General features: G+C 48.0%; 19 protein-coding genes and 1 riboswitch. Of the genes, 13 read left to right on the forward strand and 6 right to left on the reverse strand.

The genetic code is table 11. The features are described 5' to 3' along the window. Window position 1 precedes the first annotated feature (1 nt). The 5 genes from FN124_RS14120 (at window position 2) to FN124_RS14140 (ending at window position 3597) form a co-directional block, all read left to right on the forward strand. Window positions 2-1024 carry a pyridoxal phosphate-dependent aminotransferase gene (locus FN124_RS14120; RefSeq protein ID WP_142685344.1) on the forward strand — a complete coding sequence of 341 codons (1023 nt, stop codon included), beginning with the start codon at window positions 2-4 and terminating at the stop codon, window positions 1022-1024. Continuing rightward, window positions 1009-1959 (forward strand): adenosylcobinamide-phosphate synthase CbiB, encoded by a 951-nt coding sequence (gene cbiB, locus FN124_RS14125; protein ID WP_142685345.1) that lies wholly within the window; start codon window positions 1009-1011, stop codon window positions 1957-1959. Before FN124_RS14120 ends, cbiB begins: the two co-directional genes overlap by 16 nt. Then, complete coding sequence (locus FN124_RS14130) at window positions 1941-2789, forward strand: SDR family oxidoreductase (RefSeq protein WP_142685346.1); 849 nt, start codon at window positions 1941-1943, stop codon at window positions 2787-2789. The genes cbiB and FN124_RS14130 overlap by 19 nt, the downstream gene beginning before the upstream one ends. Window positions 2790-2922: 133 nt before the next feature. Next, window positions 2923-3228: a hypothetical protein gene (locus FN124_RS14135; protein ID WP_142685347.1), complete on the forward strand. Its 306-nt coding sequence runs from the start codon at window positions 2923-2925 to the stop codon at window positions 3226-3228. 153 nt (window positions 3229-3381) lie between these two features. Next, complete coding sequence (locus tag FN124_RS14140) at window positions 3382-3597, forward strand: hypothetical protein (protein WP_142685348.1); 216 nt, start codon at window positions 3382-3384, stop codon at window positions 3595-3597. Window positions 3598-3615: 18 nt separating this feature from the next. On the opposite strand, the gene FN124_RS14145 is transcribed toward FN124_RS14140, so the two are convergent. Then, window positions 3616-4308, reverse strand: a complete 693-nt coding sequence (locus tag FN124_RS14145; RefSeq protein ID WP_142685349.1) for a uracil-DNA glycosylase family protein — start codon at window positions 4306-4308, stop codon at window positions 3616-3618. Between the two features lie 8 nt (window positions 4309-4316). Further along, window positions 4317-6434 carry an ATP-binding protein gene (locus FN124_RS14150; protein ID WP_142685350.1) on the reverse strand — a complete coding sequence of 706 codons (2118 nt, stop codon included), beginning with the start codon at window positions 6432-6434 and terminating at the stop codon, window positions 4317-4319. A gap of 355 nt (window positions 6435-6789) precedes the next feature. On the opposite strand from FN124_RS14150, the gene FN124_RS14155 reads away from it, so the two are divergent. From FN124_RS14155 to FN124_RS14165, 3 genes are all read left to right on the forward strand, one after another. After that, window positions 6790-8025, forward strand: coding sequence for a YdcF family protein (locus FN124_RS14155; RefSeq protein WP_142685351.1), 1236 nt, complete (start codon window positions 6790-6792; stop codon window positions 8023-8025). Between the two features lie 53 nt (window positions 8026-8078). After that, window positions 8079-9026 carry an NAD-dependent epimerase/dehydratase family protein gene (locus FN124_RS14160; protein WP_142685352.1) on the forward strand — a complete coding sequence of 316 codons (948 nt, stop codon included), beginning with the start codon at window positions 8079-8081 and terminating at the stop codon, window positions 9024-9026. 72 nt (window positions 9027-9098) lie between these two features. Continuing rightward, window positions 9099-9212: riboswitch (SAM riboswitch) on the forward strand. A 154-nt stretch (window positions 9213-9366) separates the two neighbouring features. Further along, a complete protein-coding gene (locus FN124_RS14165; protein ID WP_142685353.1) occupies window positions 9367-10539 on the forward strand; it encodes a trans-sulfuration enzyme family protein in 1173 nt (390 codons plus the stop codon). Here the strand turns inward: FN124_RS14165 and FN124_RS14170 are convergent. Then, window positions 10496-11707: a dicarboxylate/amino acid:cation symporter gene (locus FN124_RS14170; RefSeq protein ID WP_142685354.1), complete on the reverse strand. Its 1212-nt coding sequence runs from the start codon at window positions 11705-11707 to the stop codon at window positions 10496-10498. The genes FN124_RS14165 and FN124_RS14170 overlap by 44 nt on opposite strands. A 99-nt stretch (window positions 11708-11806) precedes the next feature. Here FN124_RS14170 and FN124_RS14175 point away from each other — a divergent pair, with 99 nt between their 5' ends. Continuing rightward, window positions 11807-12133, forward strand: a complete 327-nt coding sequence (locus tag FN124_RS14175; protein ID WP_142685355.1) for a NirD/YgiW/YdeI family stress tolerance protein — start codon at window positions 11807-11809, stop codon at window positions 12131-12133. Between the two features lie 9 nt (window positions 12134-12142). Here FN124_RS14175 and FN124_RS14180 read toward each other — a convergent pair whose 3' ends face one another. Next, window positions 12143-13120, reverse strand: a complete 978-nt coding sequence (locus tag FN124_RS14180; RefSeq protein ID WP_142685356.1) for a sulfite exporter TauE/SafE family protein — start codon at window positions 13118-13120, stop codon at window positions 12143-12145. A 211-nt stretch (window positions 13121-13331) separates the two neighbouring features. Between FN124_RS14180 and FN124_RS14185 the strand changes: the two genes are divergently transcribed. Beyond that, window positions 13332-14621, forward strand: a complete 1290-nt coding sequence (locus FN124_RS14185; protein ID WP_142685357.1) for a hemolysin family protein — start codon at window positions 13332-13334, stop codon at window positions 14619-14621. A gap of 9 nt (window positions 14622-14630) precedes the next feature. Then, window positions 14631-15494, forward strand: a complete 864-nt coding sequence (locus tag FN124_RS14190; protein ID WP_142685358.1) for a pirin family protein — start codon at window positions 14631-14633, stop codon at window positions 15492-15494. Between the two features lie 30 nt (window positions 15495-15524). Here FN124_RS14190 and FN124_RS14195 read toward each other — a convergent pair whose 3' ends face one another. Further along, complete coding sequence (locus FN124_RS14195; protein ID WP_142685359.1) at window positions 15525-15767, reverse strand: hypothetical protein; 243 nt, start codon at window positions 15765-15767, stop codon at window positions 15525-15527. A gap of 261 nt (window positions 15768-16028) precedes the next feature. On the opposite strand from FN124_RS14195, the gene FN124_RS14200 reads away from it, so the two are divergent. Further along, complete coding sequence (locus tag FN124_RS14200; protein ID WP_142685360.1) at window positions 16029-16208, forward strand: hypothetical protein; 180 nt, start codon at window positions 16029-16031, stop codon at window positions 16206-16208. Window positions 16209-16260: 52 nt separating this feature from the next. Further along, on the forward strand, window positions 16261-16887 hold the full coding sequence (locus tag FN124_RS14205; protein ID WP_142685361.1) for a hypothetical protein: 627 nt from the start codon (window positions 16261-16263) through the stop codon (window positions 16885-16887). 63 nt (window positions 16888-16950) lie between these two features. Here FN124_RS14205 and FN124_RS14210 read toward each other — a convergent pair whose 3' ends face one another. Further along, window positions 16951-18531, reverse strand: coding sequence for a beta-N-acetylhexosaminidase (locus tag FN124_RS14210; RefSeq protein WP_142685362.1), 1581 nt, complete (start codon window positions 18529-18531; stop codon window positions 16951-16953). Window positions 18532-18604: the final 73 nt, after the last annotated feature.

The raw sequence follows: 18604 nt of genomic DNA on the forward strand, positions 1-18604 counted from the left end.
TATGATACAAGGACACGGAGACGATGGCTACCTGTTTGATCAGCAGGTGAAGGCTGATTTCAGCTCCAATGTTTGGTATGGTGGTTTACAGGCAGGATTAAAGGAGCATCTCAGTAACAAAATAAACGGTATTGATCATTACCCGGATGCAGGCGCCGTAAAACTGCAGGCCCTGCTGGAAGACCATACCTCTCTGCCCGGCGGCAGTATCCTGGTGACCAATGGTGGCACGGAGGCTATTTACCTGGTGGCACAGGCCTTTACCGGCGCTACTACCACTGTGGTAGTGCCCACTTTTTCCGAGTATGAAGATGCGTGTAAGCTGTACCGGCACCAGGTACAATACCTCCAATGGGATAAACTTACACCAGATACCACATTTGCCAGCGACCTGGTATTTATCTGCAATCCTAACAATCCTACCGGGCAGGCGCTGGATGAAAAAGCCCTGCAGCAACTCATTATACACAATAAGCATACGGTGTTCATCATCGATGAAGCCTATATACAGTTTACGCTGGATGCAGCTACCATGCTGCCTCATCTGCACCGGTTGCCCAATGTGCTGGTGCTGAGGTCCATGACAAAAACATGCTGCATCCCCGGGCTGAGGTTGGGCTATGTGGCTGCACGGAAGCCGCTGCTGGACAGGATCCGCGTTTTCAGGATGCCCTGGTCGGTGAACAGCCTGGCGCTCGAAGCAGGTTATTATATCCTGGAGCACCCTGAACAGTTCACGATTTCAACCGACGGCCTGTTACAGGAAACGTTCCGGTTATGGGAGGCTGTCCGTAAGATGCCGGAGTATAAAGTACATGCGTCCCACACGCATTTCTTTCTTTTTGAAACATTAACCGGTACGGCTGCCGGCTTGAAGGCATGGCTGATGGAACGCTATGGTTTGCTGATCAGGGATGCCTCCAATTTCTATGGACTAGGACCTGGTCATTGCCGTGTCGCCTGCCGCAGCGCCGCCGATAATAAATTACTGATCACTGCTTTGCGCCAATGGACCCTGTATTAAAATTCGTATTGCCATTACTGTTAGGGTACATTGCCGACCTGGTGCTGGGAGATCCGCGCAGCTGGCCGCATCCCGTGAAAGTGTATGGCTGGTTGATCCGGCAGGGCGCCTATTGGCTTAACCGGGGCGGGGGCCGGTTCTGGAAGGGCACCTTACTTACAGTTACGCTTTGCGGGACGGTGTATGTAAGTTTTTATTTTATACTTATAGTACTATCTGGGTGGCCGGTAGTGTACTATGCATTCAGTACGGTGTTTGTTTTTTTTGCACTGGCCAATAAAAGCCTGTTGCAGGAAGGCCGAGAGGTTTTTGACGCATTGCACCACGAAGGACTGGAAGCAGGGCGCCGGCGACTGTCCTGGATAGTAGGAAGGGATACCGGCCATTTGTCGCCGGACCAGATCCGTATCGCGGTGCTGGAGTCGATGTCTGAAAACCTGAGCGATGGGGTAGTAGCCCCGCTGTGCTTCTATGCTGTGCTGGGCCTGCCTGGCATGATGCTCTATAAAATGATCAATACGCTTGATTCAATGATAGGCTATAGGAATGCGCAATACCTGTATTTTGGACGTTTTGCTGCGCGCCTGGATGATGTGGCCAATTTTATCCCGGCCCGGATCACAGCCCTGCTGATGATCCTTCTGTATGGCAGCAGCCGGGCCTGGCATTTTATGATCAAATACGGGCCGGCGCATAGCAGCCCTAACTCCGGTTACCCTGAAGCCGCACTGGCGGGCATCCTGGACTGCCGCTTCGGCGGACCTAACCTTTACCAGGGAATTGAAGTACACAAACCCTATATTGGCGAAAATGAACGTAATATTGAACACGATGAATTCCGTAAGGTGATGTACCTTAATCATGCGGTTACTTTTGTAATGGTGATCAGTATCGTGGCGATAAAATATTATTTGATATGGATAGCACAGCAGTAACACCACAGTGGGAAAAAGAAAGGATCAGTATTTTAAGTTGCGGCTGGCTGGGTAAGCCCCTGGCATTGCATCTGAAAGCCGCCGGTTACCCCGTGAAAGGCGCGCGCACCAGCATGGAGGGTGTGCGGGAACTACAGGCCCTCGGCCTGGAAGCCTATGTTGTAGTATTGTCGGAAAATGTGTTAACCGGCCCGGACGATTTCTGGGACGCCGATATTTTGGTGGTAAATATCCCTCCCCGGAAAGAAAGGGGAAAAGAGGCGCATGTATCGGAGATAATGCTGTTGCGCAGCTTTATTGAAACTACCCCTATCCGTAAGGTAATATTCGTCAGCTCCACTTCTGTATATAAAGATATCAACGGACTGGTAACCGAGGAAAATGATGAAATGCCCGATACGCCCAATGGAATGGCATTACGGGAGGTGGAAGAGCTCCTGCTCTCGTCTACTGTATTTGATACTACTGTGCTTCGTTTCGGCGGACTGATAGGCTATGACCGCCTTCCTGATCAGCGTCGTATTATGGAAGGGCGGAAATCCAATGGTCAGCCTATGAATGTTATCCATCGGGACGATTGTATTGGCGTTATCCGCCGGGTGATCGAGAAAGATGCCTGGGGAGAAGTGTTTAATGCCTGTGCCAGCGGGCATCCGCAACGCAGCCGTTACTATAAGGCAGCAGCGCAGCATCTCGGTATTCCTATGCCCCGGAAGTTGCCTGCCAAAGAAGAGCCATATAAGATTGTAGGTTCCAGCAAACTGAGGAACATGCTGGGATATTCTTTCCTGTACGATGATCCGTTGCAGGTGTTTACAGCTAATGTTTAAAGCCCGGCTACATCATACAAAAAAATTGTTTACATGTGTTAAATTTACTATATTGTAGTGATACCTCCTCTATGCCAGCGGGAGGTATGGTTCAACAATAACATATTTATTCAATCCTAAACCTGAAAAAGCCGTGAATCTGCTGCTCCCTGGCCTGTTTGCTATAGCATTATGGCTGATGTTCTCCCTGTACCGGAGTCACAATCGAAAAAAGGCCGAATTGCTTTTACCCGTAAGATCTGCCAGTATTGTGAAAATTCACAGTTATAAATCCTTCGGCATCATTGCTACCATCCGCTTCAAGGATGAACAAACCCCTCAGATCGGCGACCGGTTGCATGAGGATGGTAATATTTACCAGATCACCGGGGTGGTAACGCCCGATCCCGTAGAGGAACAACCCAGGGATACCTGGGATTGCCGGCTGGTAAAAATATAACCGGCGGATTACCTTTAAGTATCCCTGTCTTCAACATTTGAAGATGAACCTGTGTACCTGTATCATGAGATAGATTCGCAGCGCTTTAAGAAATTTTTTGTCCTGATATAGCTGGTCCGTGGTTTGCGTAAGATCTTAGAAAAAGGAGATCTTATGAATGCTTTTATGATTAAAACTTCCGGAGGCCGCTTTTATGTAAGGCCTGCATCACCAGAGCGCTTCCTGGTAGATATAGATGGAGAGGAGATAGTGATGGAGAAAGATGAAGACGGATACGTACGCGCACCGGGCGCTACAGATAATGGTCGTCGTTTAAATATGGGCCTGCTCAACAATATTGCAGATGAAATTGCGGTCAAAACAGCGTAGAAATTCCACAGGTTGGGGTTACTGATGCTCCTCAAATGCCGTCAGGTATTTGTCGATGTACTGTGATTTTGTTTTGGATTTATACTGCATTACAAAGCGGGGATGCTCCAGCGGGATCACCTCTTTAAAAAATTTTTCCTTTTCATTTAATGCCTGCAGGAAAGCGGCATTTTTACCCGTCCCCATACAATAGCAGACTTCGCGGCTGATATTCCATTGCAGCTGTTCTTTTAAGCTGCTCACAATAAACGGGTAGGCGGCCTTTGTCAAAGCAGCGCTGTCGTAATAATTGTAATTTATTTCTTTGCCGCCGGGCTGGAGAGCAGTAAATCCAAGCGGGCAAATAGAACTGATATAGAACTTCCCGTAAAATTTCTTTACTCCGCCGTAGGCGTCTATCACATCATATACAAATACCGAAGAGGGCTCATGTGTTTTGAGGCCGGAGATTTCGATCCCGCATTTATCCCACATACGTTTGGTATCTGTAAAGGGGACGCCGGTTGACCCGGATCCCAGCCGGCCGGGATTGATACCCAGGATCAGTTGCCGGGGTTGTTTATCATCATAAAACTTTTTATAGAACTGTTTCATGATGTCCATAATACCGGGGCCTTCCCGGAAAGGGTTCATCACGCGGATGCCTGCAGGTAGTTTGCCCGGAAATTGCAGCTGGCTGTTGAATGAAATGATCTGGTCTGCGATAGTCATTCCGCAAGTTAAGCCATTTGCTGGTGCCTGGTAATCTTTTCCAGGATATCTTCTTCCCGGTAAGGCTTCATGATATAGTCGTTTAAGCCGGAGCGGAGGTACAGCTCAATATCGTCATCCATCACATTACCGGTGATGGCAATAATGGTTACTGCCGCTTTTTTCGGGTCGGGCAGTTCCCTTATCATGTTGGTTAGCATGAGCCCATCGATGCCCGGAAGATCAATGTCCGTCAGTATGAAATCGAATGCCTCTTTTTCATATGCTTCCAGGGCCTCTTCTGCTGAAGAAACGATCAGATAGGAAGCCTGCATTCTGTCCAGCATCAGGGCCAGTAACTTTTGATTGAGAATGCTGTCTTCCACCACCAGTAAACGGATACCGGGAGGAATAATAGCGTTTGTAGATGTACTGTTCACGGGGACAATAATTTTTTTGGTAGCAGGAGATGAGGCCACCGCCCTGTACCTGATTTCAAAATAAAAAGTGGTACCTTTTCCTGGAAGGCTTTCCACATGAATCTTTCCGTTGTGCAGATCGATGATTTTCTTAGAAATATGCAACCCCAACCCGCTTCCCTTATGATAATGGTTATTTCCCTGGGAGAAAGCATCGAATACCAAAGGTAGTTCTTTATGTGAAATACCCACACCCGTATCTTTTACGCTTACCTGTAATAAGTTGTTGTCACGCACATGCGCCGTGACGGTAATACTGCCTTTTTCTGTAAACTTGATCGCATTGGCTACCAGGTTGATCAATACCTGTTTCAACCGGAAGGCATCACCCACTAAGATTAATGTACTGGGGAAATAAATATTTACCTCCAGCGCCAGTGATTTCATTTCTGCCTGTACAGCCAGTGTTTTGCATACTTCCTCAATGGCGGTGCGGGGAGAAAACTTTTCTTCCCTTAATACCGGTTCTGCAGATTCCATCCGCGTATAGTCGAGCACGTTATTTACCACCTGCAGCAGCATTTCTGCAGAATGACGTATAGCCGGCACCGTTTCAGGCCGCTGGTCGCGTTCCATCAGGTGCACATATCCCAGCAGCGATTGCACCGGCGTACGTATTTCGTGGCTGATGGTGGCGGCAAAATCGCTTTTCTGCTGTGCGTATTTTTCCGCCTGTTGCTTGGCCCTCAGCAGTGCCAGGTCGTAGCGGTATAAACGGATGATACCATATATAATGATACCTGCCAGTAACAGGATAAGGGGGATTTCCCAGTAATTATGCTTATCCAGCCGGTACAGGGAATGATCGATGTCCTGCCCGAGCCGGAGCCGTCTTTTATCGGTTTCCTCTACAATATGCTGCTTCAGGTCTGCTATGAGGTGAAGCAGTTCAGTGAACAGGCGCTCGTTGGCGATCACCAGGGCGTATTCTTTCTGTTTCAGGTTATTGTGGCTCTCGGTGGCATCCCTGATAAATTTATTGTAGGCAGCCTGTATTTTCGAGAGCTGCTCTTTGGAGAAGGCCTTACCATCTTTATTGGTATCGTATTGTACGATCTTTACGTGCTGGCTGGTTTGCTGCACCTGCGATTTATTGCTGATCGCATCTTTGATACGGCCAAGCAATTTCTTGTGCCCTTTGGTAGTGGCGGTTTCCGTGGTAATGATCGTATCGGCCTTCGGAGCGGGTACCGGTATTTTAATATTGCTCAGTTGTTGCAGCGGGGGGGGGGGAGCAGTAGTATCCCATACCTGCGATAGCTGCAGCAACGAATCTACGTATAGCCGTGTTTGTAAGTACAGCTGCGATTTCCGGGCTTTGTCGGCCAACAGGGCTTGCACCTGTTTTTCATTCCCGGTGGAGCTCATGGCGCTGTCGAGATGCGCTGTAATGCTGCTCAGCTGTCCCACATAAGTATTCAGGTATTTACGGTCGTATGTAAGCGTATATACGCGGAAGTTATTATCTGCCGCATACAGTAATTGTACTGCCTGGTCAATATGACCTGCATCTGTTTTCGTGGCAACCAGGTCTTTAACAACGATGCCTAACTGCGCTGATTCTTTTTTCCTTAGTGAGATGATCATAAAAAAGGTCATCAGAACAATCACCATTATCGTTAGTACGGCATAACGTATAAAGGTTTTTTTTTCGTGGGTTGTATACATTGTTATTATATGATTGGGACGTTGGCGTGGTGGCTAAACCGGTGCGAAAATAGTCATTTTATATTCCGTAACTAATAGATAATCAATGAAAAACAAAAATAATAGATATGTAATTTCTGCTGAATTTCCTATATATGATTGTATTTAATATATTATATATATTTTCCTATTAAAAGTTTCATATAGTGCCGCAATTCAAGATATAAATATTAGTATATAAGATATCTGTTATGTTTTACTTGAAAAGATAAAGTTCACTTTTCCTTTTGTATTATTGTTATACTTCTGTTGATTTGATATATCGGGTCAATAGATTTGTATTATTGTTGCCGTAATATCTGCTTTGATACATTATATGAAGAACTGTTTTTTAACCTGGCTGCTACTCCTGGCGTGGTGGCCATGTACTTTTGCCCAGCCTGCTTCGCCAGACCAGCACTACAAATTTTATAAGGGAACCAGTGCCCTGCAGGACAGGATCTTTTACCTGTTTACCCTGATGGAACAGTTACCTGGCCTGTCGCGGCTCATGAACAGTGACAGTGCTCTCAGTACACTTGGACAGGAATACCGGCAGCGTGTAACCGGTTCCGTGAGTAAGGGCGACCTTACCGCTCCACTGCAATTTTCAGCACGTACTACCAGTTCCGTGAGCAAGGCGTTGATTGATTTATTGTTGCGCCACCCAAAGGAAATGGGCCGCCTGCTAAACGAAATGCGCGGCAGTGGGGTATTTCAGCTATACGCCGATAGAGCGGATACCACACTGCTGAGTCTTGCCTGGAAAGATGCGGTCGACGGTGTGAACTATATCCTGAACGCCTATACGAATGGGAAAGAGCTCCGTTATCCCGTGATCGATTCTGCTGCCTATTATGTAGCATCACCTGCCTACAGGTCCATGGTACAACGTGTGATGGAGCAGGCAGGAAAAAGGAAGCCGGGGCTGTTTTTCCGGCCCTCGCTGGACGTGGCGCTGGGCCTGCTGGAACTGAACCACCGCGATGAGGCCATACGTTATGAGCCTTTATCAGCCATTAATGAAGCCGCTTACAAAATGGTGAAGCAAACGGACTGGAGTAAATATCCTTACACCGCCATGCTTATCCTGGGTGCGAGCCCCGCGGCAACTGAGCCTTTGAGCGAAACCGGTAAAAGCCGTTGCCGTACCGGTGCGGAGTTGTACCGCAAAGGGATGGCTCCATTTATTATTGTATCCGGAGGGCATGTACGGCCTGTAGGAACCCGGTATTCTGAAGCCGTGGAAATGAAGAAATACCTGGTCAATGAACTAAAGATCCCTGCGGCCGCAGTAATGGCCGACCCTTATGCCCGGCACACCACCACCAATGTGCGCAATGCCGTAAGGATCCTGTGGCGGAGCGGTATCCCGGCTCATAAAAAAATGATGTGCGTTTCTGACATCATGCATGTGGCATATGTAAACAGCCCTATGTTTACCAAACGTTGTAAAACCGAACTGGGATATATGCCTGCGGCAGATATAGAACAATCGGACCTTTACTTTTTGTCGTTCCTGCCCGACCTCCGCTCCCTGCAGGTAAATGTTTTTGATCCGCTGGATCCCTGAGATAAAATATTCCGTTCACTCATTCGTCTACATATAAACACATCCTTCATTTTATGTCTGATTCTTCTATCCAGCCCTTATATACCATCCTCGGCGCAGGAGGCATAATTGCTAATGAACTGGCCGCCGAACTGGTAAAAAATCAGAAACGGGTACGCCTCGTGAGCCGTTCGCCCAAATCCATTGCAGGAATTACCGACCTGGTACCCGCAGATATTACGGACTCCGCCCAAACGAAGAAAGCAGTCAGGGGCAGCTCCGTGGTGTTCCTCACCGCCGGGCTTAAATATGATATCAAAGTATGGGCAGATGCCTGGCCAAAGATCATGACCAATGTGATCGGTGCATGTAAAGAAGCCGGCGCAAAACTCATCTTCTTCGATAACGTATACTCGTACGGGTTAGTGAACGGCCCAATGAAGGAAGACACGCCATATCATCCTGCCAGTAAAAAAGGAGCTATTCGTGCAGCGATTGCCACCCAGTTGCTGAATGAAACAAAAGCCGGTAATCTCACCGCTACCATCGCCAGGGCCGCCGATTTTTATGGGCCGGGCGCCGATAAAACCGGTTTCCTCAACCTGCTGATCATCGATAAGTTTAAAAAGAACAGCAGCGCCATGTGGCTTGGAAAAGACGACCAGACGCATAGTTATACCTTCACTCCCGATGCGGCCAAAGGTTTGTACCTGCTATCGCAGGACGATACTTCCTGGAACCAGGTATGGCACCTGCCTACCACCAACCCCGCACCAGACGGGAAGGGATATATACAGCTCATTGCCGCGCAAATGAATGCAAAGCCGAAGTACATGAAACTGGGCAGCTTTATGCTTACCCTGTCCGGGTTGTTTGATACCACTATCCGCGAAATGAAGGAAATGCTGTACCAGAATAATCACCCTTATATTTTCGACTCTTCAAAATTTGAAAGGCATTTTAATGTGAAACCCACTTCCTATGAAGAAGGGATCCGCCTTACACTGGCGCACTCTAAATAGTCTACTGATTTTGTAGGAAAATAAATTTGGAAGTTATTTTTTCTGTCTTATCTTTGCACCAGTTCTTTAAATAGCTTATCAAGAAAGGAGGAGGGACATGGCCCGACGATACCTTAGCAACCATCACTGTGCAAACAGTGAAAGGTGCTGCATCCATCCTGGTTTAAGAACCGGGAAAGATAAGTCAGATCAATAGTTTACTGTAAATTATTACTTCAAATAATTAGAAAACTCATCTGGCTCCCAGGTGAGTTTTTTTATGCCCCCACCTTCCTGATAAGCTCATTCAACGAACCTGTTTAATCAATCAATTTTCATCAAACTAAAAACCAAACAAACGATGAGCACTATCACGGAACTGATCCATTCTATTCCCGTAGACCCGCAAACAGGCGCTATTGCCGTGCCTATTTACCAGACCTCTACTTTTATCCAGGAAGCGCCTGGTGTAAATAAAGGATACGACTATGCCCGGTCAAACAATCCTACCCGTGAAACAGCGGAGAAGATCATTGCCAAACTGGAAGGAGGCGCCACCGCCTCTGCTTTTGCCAGTGGATTAGCCGCTATTGATGCCGTGATCAAACTCCTGAAATCAGGCGATGAAATTGTAGCGGTGGATGATATTTACGGCGGTGCTTTCCGCTTATTCAACAAAGTATATGAGAAGTTTGGCATTAAGGTAAACTATGTAGATACTTCCGATACACAAGCGGTGTTTAATGCCATCACACCGGCTACACGCCTGATATGGCTGGAAACGCCTACCAATCCAACATTGAAGATTTCAGATATTGCAGCTATTGGCCGCATTGCAAAAGCGCATAACTGTTTGTTTTGTGTAGACAATACCTTTGCTTCGCCTGTGTTGCAAAAACCATTGCAGCTGGGCGCCGACCTGGTGATCCACAGTGCTACAAAATACCTGGGCGGGCACAGCGACCTCATTGCCGGTGTAGTGGTATCTAAGACCCTGCAACTGGGAGAGGAGATCAAATTTTATCAGAATGCCTGCGGGGCCATACTTTCACCGTTCGATAGCTTCCTGCTGATACGTGGTATTGAAACGTTACACCTGCGTATTAAGCAGCACTGTATTAATGCGCAGGCGCTTGCGGAATACCTGGAGAAACATCCTGCAGTGGATAAAGTATTTTACCCCGGCCTGCCATCGCATCCCGGTCATGAGCTGGCGAAGCAGCAGAGTAAAGGGTTTGGCGGTATTATTTCTTTTACGCTGAAAGACGATACAGCGGAAGCAGCAACTGCTTTTGTCACATCCACTCATTATTTTAAACTGGCAGAGAGTCTTGGCGGCATTAAAAGCTTGCTATGCCATCCGGCTGCCATGACGCATAAATCCATTCCTGCTGAAAAGAGAAGGGCCGCAGGCGTAAGCGATAGCCTGATCCGCCTGTCAGTAGGACTGGAAGAAACCGCCGATCTGCTGGCCGATTTGGAGCAGGCATTTACGAAACTGCCATCGCCCGCTTTCGCAGAAAACGGGTTGTGAGCATAGCAGCCACATTGTCGCCTGTTGCATTGAGGATCGTTGCCAGCGGATCTACCAGGGTGCCTATGATCATCAGCGGGGGGAGCGCTTCTACCGGGAAGCCATAAACGCTCATTACCAGCAGCTCGCCGATGTAGCCGCCATTGGGAATCCCGCCTTCCACGATACTGACGATAACGGTAACGCCCAGCGCCATGAGGATAACGGCAGCGCTGTCGAATCCCCTGCCGAACATGGCAAACACCACGGCCATCTTTATGATAGAAGAAATGCTGGAACCGTCTTTATGCAAAGTGGCGCCCAGCGGCACCACTACATTGCCAATTTCCTGCGGAACGCCCATTTTTTCTACCGCCCGGAGGTTGGCAGGGATAGTAGCAATGCTGCTGCCGGTGCCAACAGCGGTAAGGGTAGGGACGATGTTATGTTTCCAGAAGATCCTTATACCAGGTATACCACCGGCAATAAATGCATACATGCTGAAGCCAACAACAAAATATACAATACCAAAACCATAGTAGATACCGAGGGAGTGCGCGTAGGTACCAAACAGCTGCGGGCCTACGGTGCCCACCTGGTAAGCAAAGTAAGCGCCCAGGCCAACAGGGCCTGCTTTCATAATGAGCGTTAGTATGTCTTTCATCACCTCGTTGCCCGAGCGGAGGAACTGCCGGAAGGCAGCGCCTTTTTCGCCGGTACGCATGGCTGCAAAACCAACCAGCCCGGAGAAAATAAGAAAGGGCAGCATATTTTTGCGCGACAGTAATTCATAAAATTCATTTACTGTAAGGAGCCGCACTAACTGCTCGCCCCAGTTGCCCGGTTGTTCAAGGTTTACGTCTTTTACGAGTGTGACCTGCTGGTGAATGGGAAATATCCACACGGCCACAATAGTAAGAAATGCAGCAACCAGGATGGTGCCCAGGAACACCAGCGACATGACACCGAGAATGCGGCCCAGCTTATGCCCGGCCTCAATATTGGCAATAGCATCAGAAATAGCAAAGAAAACCAGCGGTATGATAGCAGTAAAAAGCAGGTTCAGGAAAATATCCCCCAGTGGTTTGATAACGGCGATATGCCCGCCAAATATAAGCCCGGCTATACTGCCGGCTATAATACCGGCCAGTAACCAGAACATGCTGCTGTAGGTTTTGAGGAATCCCATGCCTGAAGTTTATAATTTACAAGATAACCAAATGTATCTGTCCGGTGAACAATCCGACACGAATATTGTTTATGGTGATAGCAAACCAATATATTTATCATGAAAAGCTGGCTGCTATGTTTGTTGCTTCCCCTGTTCGCTTTGCAGGAACGGACTTATACCATCGGAGAGGTGATGCGCAATGCCCGGCAACTGCACAACGACAGCACCATTGTTAAAGTGACCGGTTATGTGACAAAGAAGCTCCGCGGTAACAATTATCTTTTTGAAGACCGGACCGCTGAAATCCAGGTGGATATTGACCCGAAGTTCCTCCCGGAAAAACCCTTCAGCGACAGGGATGAGATCACCATCAGGGCCCTGGTGGAATACGAGATCAATAAGCCCATTACCTTAAAGGTAAGCAGGCAGGTGAACAACGACTAACGCCCGTGGCTATATGATTTTATGCACAAACATAAAGATGCTCCTTACGCTTGCCAGGATCACAATTACCGCCACTGCCACCATAATAGTTTTAGCAGAAATTTTATTGGAAACTTTTGCAGCGATAGGCGAAGCAATGGCGCTGCCTATTACGAGGCCCAGTACCGCATCCCAGTGCACATGATACAGTACAGTTACAAAGGTGAGTGAGCTGAGCATGGCAATAAAAAAGCGGGTAGCCTTTACCGTGCCCAGGGAAAAACGGGGATGCCTGCCGCCGGCAATGAGGGATGACAGTACAATAGACCCCCAGCCACCACCGCCGATGGCGTCTATAAAACCGCCGCCAAAACCCAGCAGGCCAATTCTTCTAATTTTTTTATCTACCTGTTTTTTACGCTGTACATGAATAGCGCGCATCAGGATCACAGTGCCGAGGATCAGGGTATAGAGCGATACTACCGGTTTGGTGTATTGCGAGTAATGTTCCAGCGACGATAAGAGATAAGCGCCTATCATTGCCCCGGCAATGCCGGGTAATATCAGCATCTTGAATAATTTTTTATTGACATTGCCCATCCGCATATGCATCCAGCCGGCAATGCCGCAGCTGAGGATTTCGGAAATATGTACCGCCGTACTGGCAGAGGCAGGGGGAATGCCCATCGACAGGGAAAAAGTAGTGGAGGTAATGCCATAGGACATGCCAATGGCGCCGTCGATCATGGCAAAAATAAAACCGGCCACCAGGAAATAATAGAAAGTAGTAGGTACGTCCTCCACATAGGTGCGGAAATCGGGCGACTGCCACCATGCCACGCCCAGGATAACTCCCAGTATGAGAATGCCCGCTATACCGTAAATCCAACGCTGTTTTCTAAAGTTGGCGGTTTCCGGTGCAGTGCCGTTTACCGGCGGTATTGCAGCATCGGTTTCGCCTGTAGTTGCAGCTGCAGATGCAGCAAGAGTAGTAAGTTCTTTCTCCATTTTATTATAATGTGCCAGCCTTAATTCTCCACAAAATACATAAACTCTATGAAATTAGTAGACTGATTGGAAAAAATTGCTGGGAAGAGAAGGGAAAACCCGCTTTATATCTCCCTAAATACTAATTCATAATTTGTAATTCCTCAAAATACCCGGACGTATAAAAATTGATTTACCTATATTTGGGGTTGCGAACCAATTTACCAACTACATGCTTTGGCAACTTTTCTGGACAATCATATTAGTGTTATTAAACGGATTTTTTGTTGCGGCAGAATTTGCCATTGTTAAAGTACGTTCTTCACAGATAAACAGTAAAGGTGGCGCAGCCGGTAAAAGAGCCACCGGCGCGGCTAAAAGCATCCTGAGCAACCTGGACGGCTACCTCGCTGCCACACAGCTTGGCATTACGCTGGCTTCGCTGGGCCTGGGCTGGGTAGGGGAATCTGTAATGACCTCCATAGTGCTACAGGTGATGGAACGCCTGGGCGTTTCCATTTCACTGGCCGCTACCCATGTTATAGCCGTAGCTATTGCTTTCACCATTATTACCATCCTGCACATCGTTTTCGGAGAACTGGCGCCAAAATCGATGGCTATCCGTAAACCGCTGCCCACCACGCTGGTAGTGGCTATCCCGCTGCGGATCCTTTTCGTCATTTTCCGTCCTTTTATATGGCTGCTCAACGGCCTGGCCAATAGCATCCTCCGGCTCATGGGAATTAAACCCGCCGGCGAATCGGAAATCCATTCCGAAGAAGAACTGAAACTGATCATTTCTGAAAGCCAGGAAGGCGGCGCTATCGAGGAAACCGAACGGGAACTGATCCAGAACGTGTTTATGTTCGACGACAGCCGGGTAAGGGAGATCCTTACCCATCGCAAGGATATTTCATCGCTCGATATCAATCTTCCCCTGGAACAGCTGATAGACCAGGTGATCAAAGACGGCTACTCCCGCTACCCGGTATCCAGCGGCTCGCTCGACGAGCTGAAAGGAGTGGTATATACCAAAGACGTGGTAAAAGGCATGCATGAAAAAACACTGCATAGTATTACAGACATCATGAAACCGGTATTTTATGTGCCGGACAGCATGAAAATAAAAGACCTCCTGCGTACTTTCCAGGGCCAGCGCCTGCAAATGGCAGTGGTAACCAACGAGTTTGGAGATACAGAAGGTATTGTTACCATGGAAGATATCCTGGAAGAACTGGTGGGAGATATACAGGATGAACACGACCATGAAGCCCCGATCGTGGAACAGAAAGACGATAACTTCATTGTGAATGCACACGAATATATTGCAGATATCAATGAATTATTACCCCACCCGTTGCCGGAGAGTGAACATTATGAAACTCTTTCAGGTCTGATTAACTATATCCACGGCAACATCCCCCGGGAAGGAGAGGTGATCATGATCGAAGATTATGAAGTGCTGATCCTGAAAATGTTCCGCAGTTCCGTGGAAAAAGCCAGATTAAGACTGATCCGATAAATAGTTTTTATGGAGAAGAAGATCCTGCACGTGCTCGAAGGACGTGAAAAACATATCACTGAAACAGAAGTGGTGCGGCAATCATTGCCCACTATGCAATTCCGTTTTGCCAACCCGTTTATAGTGGTGCATCATATGCCGCCGAAATATTTTGCCCCCGGATCGCCCGAAGACAGGCTGCATCCGCATCCGCACAGGGGATTTGCACCGGTTACCTTTATGTTGCAGGGCCAGGGCTATCACCGCGATAACGCAGGTAACGCCATGACCGTTACTGCCGGCGATGTGCAATGGATGTTTGCAGGGAGAGGGATCCTGCATAGTGAAGGCCCTTCCCGGGAATTTCTGGAGAAAGGCGGCAACTATGAATTATTGCAGCTCTGGTTTAATGTACCTGCTGCACATAAAGGGGAAGCGCCCTGGTACCAGTATGTTGAAGGCTCAGAAATGCCCCCGGTGGCAGGGAAACCCGGCGTACACCTCTCCCTTATTGGTGGCGACTATGAGAACAAAACAGGGCCGCTGAAAAATTTTACACCTATCACTGCCATCTGGGGACAGGTGGAAGCAAACTGCGATGTAACGCTTAAGGCTACACGTGGATACTGGACATTATTGTATGTTGTGGATGGAAAAATAAAAGTGAACGGAACAGAAGTAACCGGTTATCACCTGGTGGTATTTGATAAAGACGATGAGCAGCCGGATATTCATATCACCGCCCTTGAAAACACCCGCCTCTTATATCTTTGCGCGGAACCTATCAACGAACCGGTTGCCGCAAAGGATAATTTTGTAATGAATACTGCCGAAGAAACGGAGCAGGCTATTCAGGATTATAAGAAAGGTTTATTTGGTACGCTGGAACAATAAAAAGGAGGGGCTACGACCCCTCCGCTGAATTTACCTGAATAAGGTGTCTCTCTTTTGTGGCCAGGATGTATCCCCTTTCCTGTCTTTTTTCTTCTTATGTTTCATTACTGTATCCATTGGCTTTGGAGGAAAGGTGTCCTGTGCAAATAATTCAATCTGATCAATCTGGGCAGTCTTTACAGGCGCCGCCTGTACCTTGTCCGGATTACCCCTGAAGAAGAAAAGAAGGGTAAAAAGGCCCATGAACCCGATGGTAGCTGGTAGGTTTTTCATAAAAATCAGTTTTATGTTCAGGAGATAACCAGCAGATATCATGCGCTGTTTCCGCGGTTGAGCATTTCCCGGTATAAGGCATTGACATTATTTTAGTTATCGCCCGCCAGTCTTCATTTTCCTCCGTTGTTATTGTGGATAATGCACGCCAATAAGTGGAACGGCAGACACGTTATTTTTCTCCCGCTGCCCGCAGGCCGGCGAAAAGAGTGAGGCACTGCTTTTGTGGCCCTGAAATATTGTTCACCAAAAATTTATCTTATGAAAGGTACCAGAAATGAAAATACCCGGCAAAGTAAACAGCAATCATTCTCCAATATGCCACGTCCCGAAATAAGGGATAACCTCGATAGCAGGAAGAATGAAGAACAGGACTATAAAGGCAGCGACACCACGCATAACAGCAAGGATACCAAAGCCGGCAAGCATAAAAAACATTGATCAACCACAGCTCCGGCCGCTTAACGCCGGAGCTGCCTAAATAAACGGAACCATGGATCGTACATTTATCAGCACCGCACTGATAGCGGTGGTTGCTCTCTGCGGCTGCAACAGTCCCATGCAAAGCAAGGAAGAGCGCGCGGCGAAAGACTCAGCCAACGCGCCCGTGCAGGGAGTGCCGGAAGAAAAAACAGAAAGCGCCAAATTCGATACTACCTACGGCGACTACCGCATTTCAGCAATTACCACCGGGAACAGCAGCATGAGGGACCTGATGCTGGCAATAGGCAGTAAAAAGGATTCCACGCGGGCAGACAGTACCATTGAGAAAGACATAAAAGGAACGCTGAAAAACCTCATGGTGGGCGATCTTGATGGTAACGGTAAACCCGAATTGTATTTGCAAACGGTATCCGAAGGTACTGGTCAGTTTGGTAAGATCTATGCATATGACCTCAGCTCAAAACCGGTTGTGATCAATACATTCTCACTGGATACCATGCAGCAGGCTGCTTACCGCGGACAAGACTCTTTTTATATTAAAGGGAAAACCCTGGTAAGATCTTTCCCTGCCTACAGGGAAGGCCAGCCGGATGCACTCACGGCAAATACCAGAGGAATTATTATTTATCATTTGCAGAAAGCCGGCGATACGCTGAAGCTGATGCCGGCAAAATAAAAGCTATTGCTGCAAAATAATTGCGGCAATAGCCTTGGGTAGAAGGTTCGCTGGGCTTAATATTTATACGCCGGTAATATTCCAGCGGGTATAGAAGTATTGAAGTGCATTGCTGAACTGTGTGAAGTTTTTATTGGCAGGGAGGGTCCATCCATCCTCCGCATAGGCGGCGAGGCGGGGAAACACCTGGTGGTTCATCGTTTTTACGTCAGGGATCCATTCGCCCCACATCTGGCAGCCGCTGCCCAGTATTTTGGCGTGGTATTCGGGGGCAAGACCTTCCGGAATAGGATCAAAGCTGTAGGCCTTTTCCAGGGATATGTCCTGGTAGCTGTAGTCGAGGTAAGTCATGGCATGATAAGAGTTGATCACGTCATATCCCTTGGATACCGCCTCAGTGATCAGTTTCAGCTCCCCTTTCCAGAACTGTACAATAGTGCCTGTGGCGAGCTTTTCAGTGGCGGAAACGTCTTTGCTGTCGGTGAACTCATGCAGCTTGCTACCCATGATCTCATTCCAGCCGGCCATGCGGCGGTTTTTACCGGCCAGGAAGTTGGAAATATTGTTGGTGAAGGCAATCTGCAGATCGGCAGGGGAGCCCAGTTTATGTGCCTTCATGTAGGCCTTCACACCGGCATCAGCTTTCCACTGATCGTATTTTACCTCGTCGCCCCCGATATGGATCACTTTGGAAGGGAACAGTGCAATTACCTCCTGCAGCACATCTTCCAGGAAAGCGATCACTCTGGGATCGGATACATTGAACACGTCGTAATGAACGCCGAATTTGCCCGGCACTTTGATGGGCTTGTGCGTGGTGCCCAGCCAGGGATAGGCGGCAATGGCGGCGCTGGAATGGCCCGGCATTTCTATTTCAGGAACAATGGTAATGTGCCTGTCGGCTGCATATTTAATGATCTCCCTGATCTGTTCCTGTGTATAAAAACCTTCGTGCGGTTTACCATCGTACACCTTGCTGTTCCATGTACCGGATTGGGTGGAGTCGCGTTTACTGCCCACGGTGGTAAGCAGGGGATATTTTTTTATTTCAATGCGCCAGCCCTGGTCGTCGGTCAGGTGCCAGTGGAATACGTTCATTTTCAGCAGCGCCATTTCATCCAGCAGGTGTTTTACCGTTTCCCCACCTTTGAAATAACGGCCCTCATCCAGCATGAATGCCCTCCAGCCGAAGCGGGGCTTATCTTTAATGGATACCGCACCGATCGTATATTCGTTCCCGTTGGCAGTAATGAGCTGTCGTAAAGACTGTATGCCATAAAATACACCGGCAGTAGTGGCTGCGGTGATCGTAATATTTTCCGGAGATACCTGCAGGAGGTAACCTTCTTTGCCCAGTTCCTTTCCCAGTTTTTCATTAAGGGAGAAGCGGATATAATTGTTTTTCGCAGCGGGTTTGAGTGCGAGGGAGAGGCCATATGTTTCCTGTAGCGCCTGTTGCAGTTGGCTGGCCTCGCCGGTGCACCGGCCCGGAATTAGGGCAGTGGCGCCGGACAGAGAAAATGTGCCCGGTAATGTTTTTACTTCAGATGGCTGCGGAATAATATTAATAGCCTGCAGGGGCATGGCGCTTACCGACAATAACAGCAGGCAGGCAAATGCCAGTGTGGAGCGTAGTTTTAACATACGTAGATTTTTATTGTTCACTTGGTTAAGGTGAAAAAATACAATAAAATCCCGTGATTTAAAAGAAACCGGG

Origin of the sequence: Chitinophaga polysaccharea (assembly GCF_902150045.1) — a bacterium.
In the GTDB taxonomy this organism is placed as follows: Bacteria; Bacteroidota; Bacteroidia; order Chitinophagales; family Chitinophagaceae; genus Chitinophaga; species Chitinophaga polysaccharea_A.

Coding starts and splice junctions, on each gene's coding strand:
- FN124_RS14120 (WP_142685344.1), top strand. CDS start 2: ATGATACAAGGACACGGAGACGATGGCTACCTGTTTGATCAGCAGGTG.
- cbiB (WP_142685345.1), top strand. CDS start 1,009: ATGGACCCTGTATTAAAATTCGTATTGCCATTACTGTTAGGGTACATT.
- FN124_RS14130 (WP_142685346.1), top strand. CDS start 1,941: ATGGATAGCACAGCAGTAACACCACAGTGGGAAAAAGAAAGGATCAGT.
- FN124_RS14140 (WP_142685348.1), top strand. CDS start 3,382: ATGAATGCTTTTATGATTAAAACTTCCGGAGGCCGCTTTTATGTAAGG.
- FN124_RS14145 (WP_142685349.1), bottom strand. CDS start 4,308: ATGACTATCGCAGACCAGATCATTTCATTCAACAGCCAGCTGCAATTT.
- FN124_RS14150 (WP_142685350.1), bottom strand. CDS start 6,434: ATGTATACAACCCACGAAAAAAAAACCTTTATACGTTATGCCGTACTA.
- FN124_RS14155 (WP_142685351.1), top strand. CDS start 6,790: ATGAAGAACTGTTTTTTAACCTGGCTGCTACTCCTGGCGTGGTGGCCA.
- FN124_RS14160 (WP_142685352.1), top strand. CDS start 8,079: ATGTCTGATTCTTCTATCCAGCCCTTATATACCATCCTCGGCGCAGGA.
- FN124_RS14165 (WP_142685353.1), top strand. CDS start 9,367: ATGAGCACTATCACGGAACTGATCCATTCTATTCCCGTAGACCCGCAA.
- FN124_RS14170 (WP_142685354.1), bottom strand. CDS start 11,707: ATGGGATTCCTCAAAACCTACAGCAGCATGTTCTGGTTACTGGCCGGT.
- FN124_RS14175 (WP_142685355.1), top strand. CDS start 11,807: ATGAAAAGCTGGCTGCTATGTTTGTTGCTTCCCCTGTTCGCTTTGCAG.
- FN124_RS14180 (WP_142685356.1), bottom strand. CDS start 13,120: ATGGAGAAAGAACTTACTACTCTTGCTGCATCTGCAGCTGCAACTACA.
- FN124_RS14185 (WP_142685357.1), top strand. CDS start 13,332: ATGCTTTGGCAACTTTTCTGGACAATCATATTAGTGTTATTAAACGGA.
- FN124_RS14190 (WP_142685358.1), top strand. CDS start 14,631: ATGGAGAAGAAGATCCTGCACGTGCTCGAAGGACGTGAAAAACATATC.
- FN124_RS14195 (WP_142685359.1), bottom strand. CDS start 15,767: ATGAAAAACCTACCAGCTACCATCGGGTTCATGGGCCTTTTTACCCTT.
- FN124_RS14200 (WP_142685360.1), top strand. CDS start 16,029: ATGAAAGGTACCAGAAATGAAAATACCCGGCAAAGTAAACAGCAATCA.
- FN124_RS14205 (WP_142685361.1), top strand. CDS start 16,261: ATGGATCGTACATTTATCAGCACCGCACTGATAGCGGTGGTTGCTCTC.
- FN124_RS14210 (WP_142685362.1), bottom strand. CDS start 18,531: ATGTTAAAACTACGCTCCACACTGGCATTTGCCTGCCTGCTGTTATTG.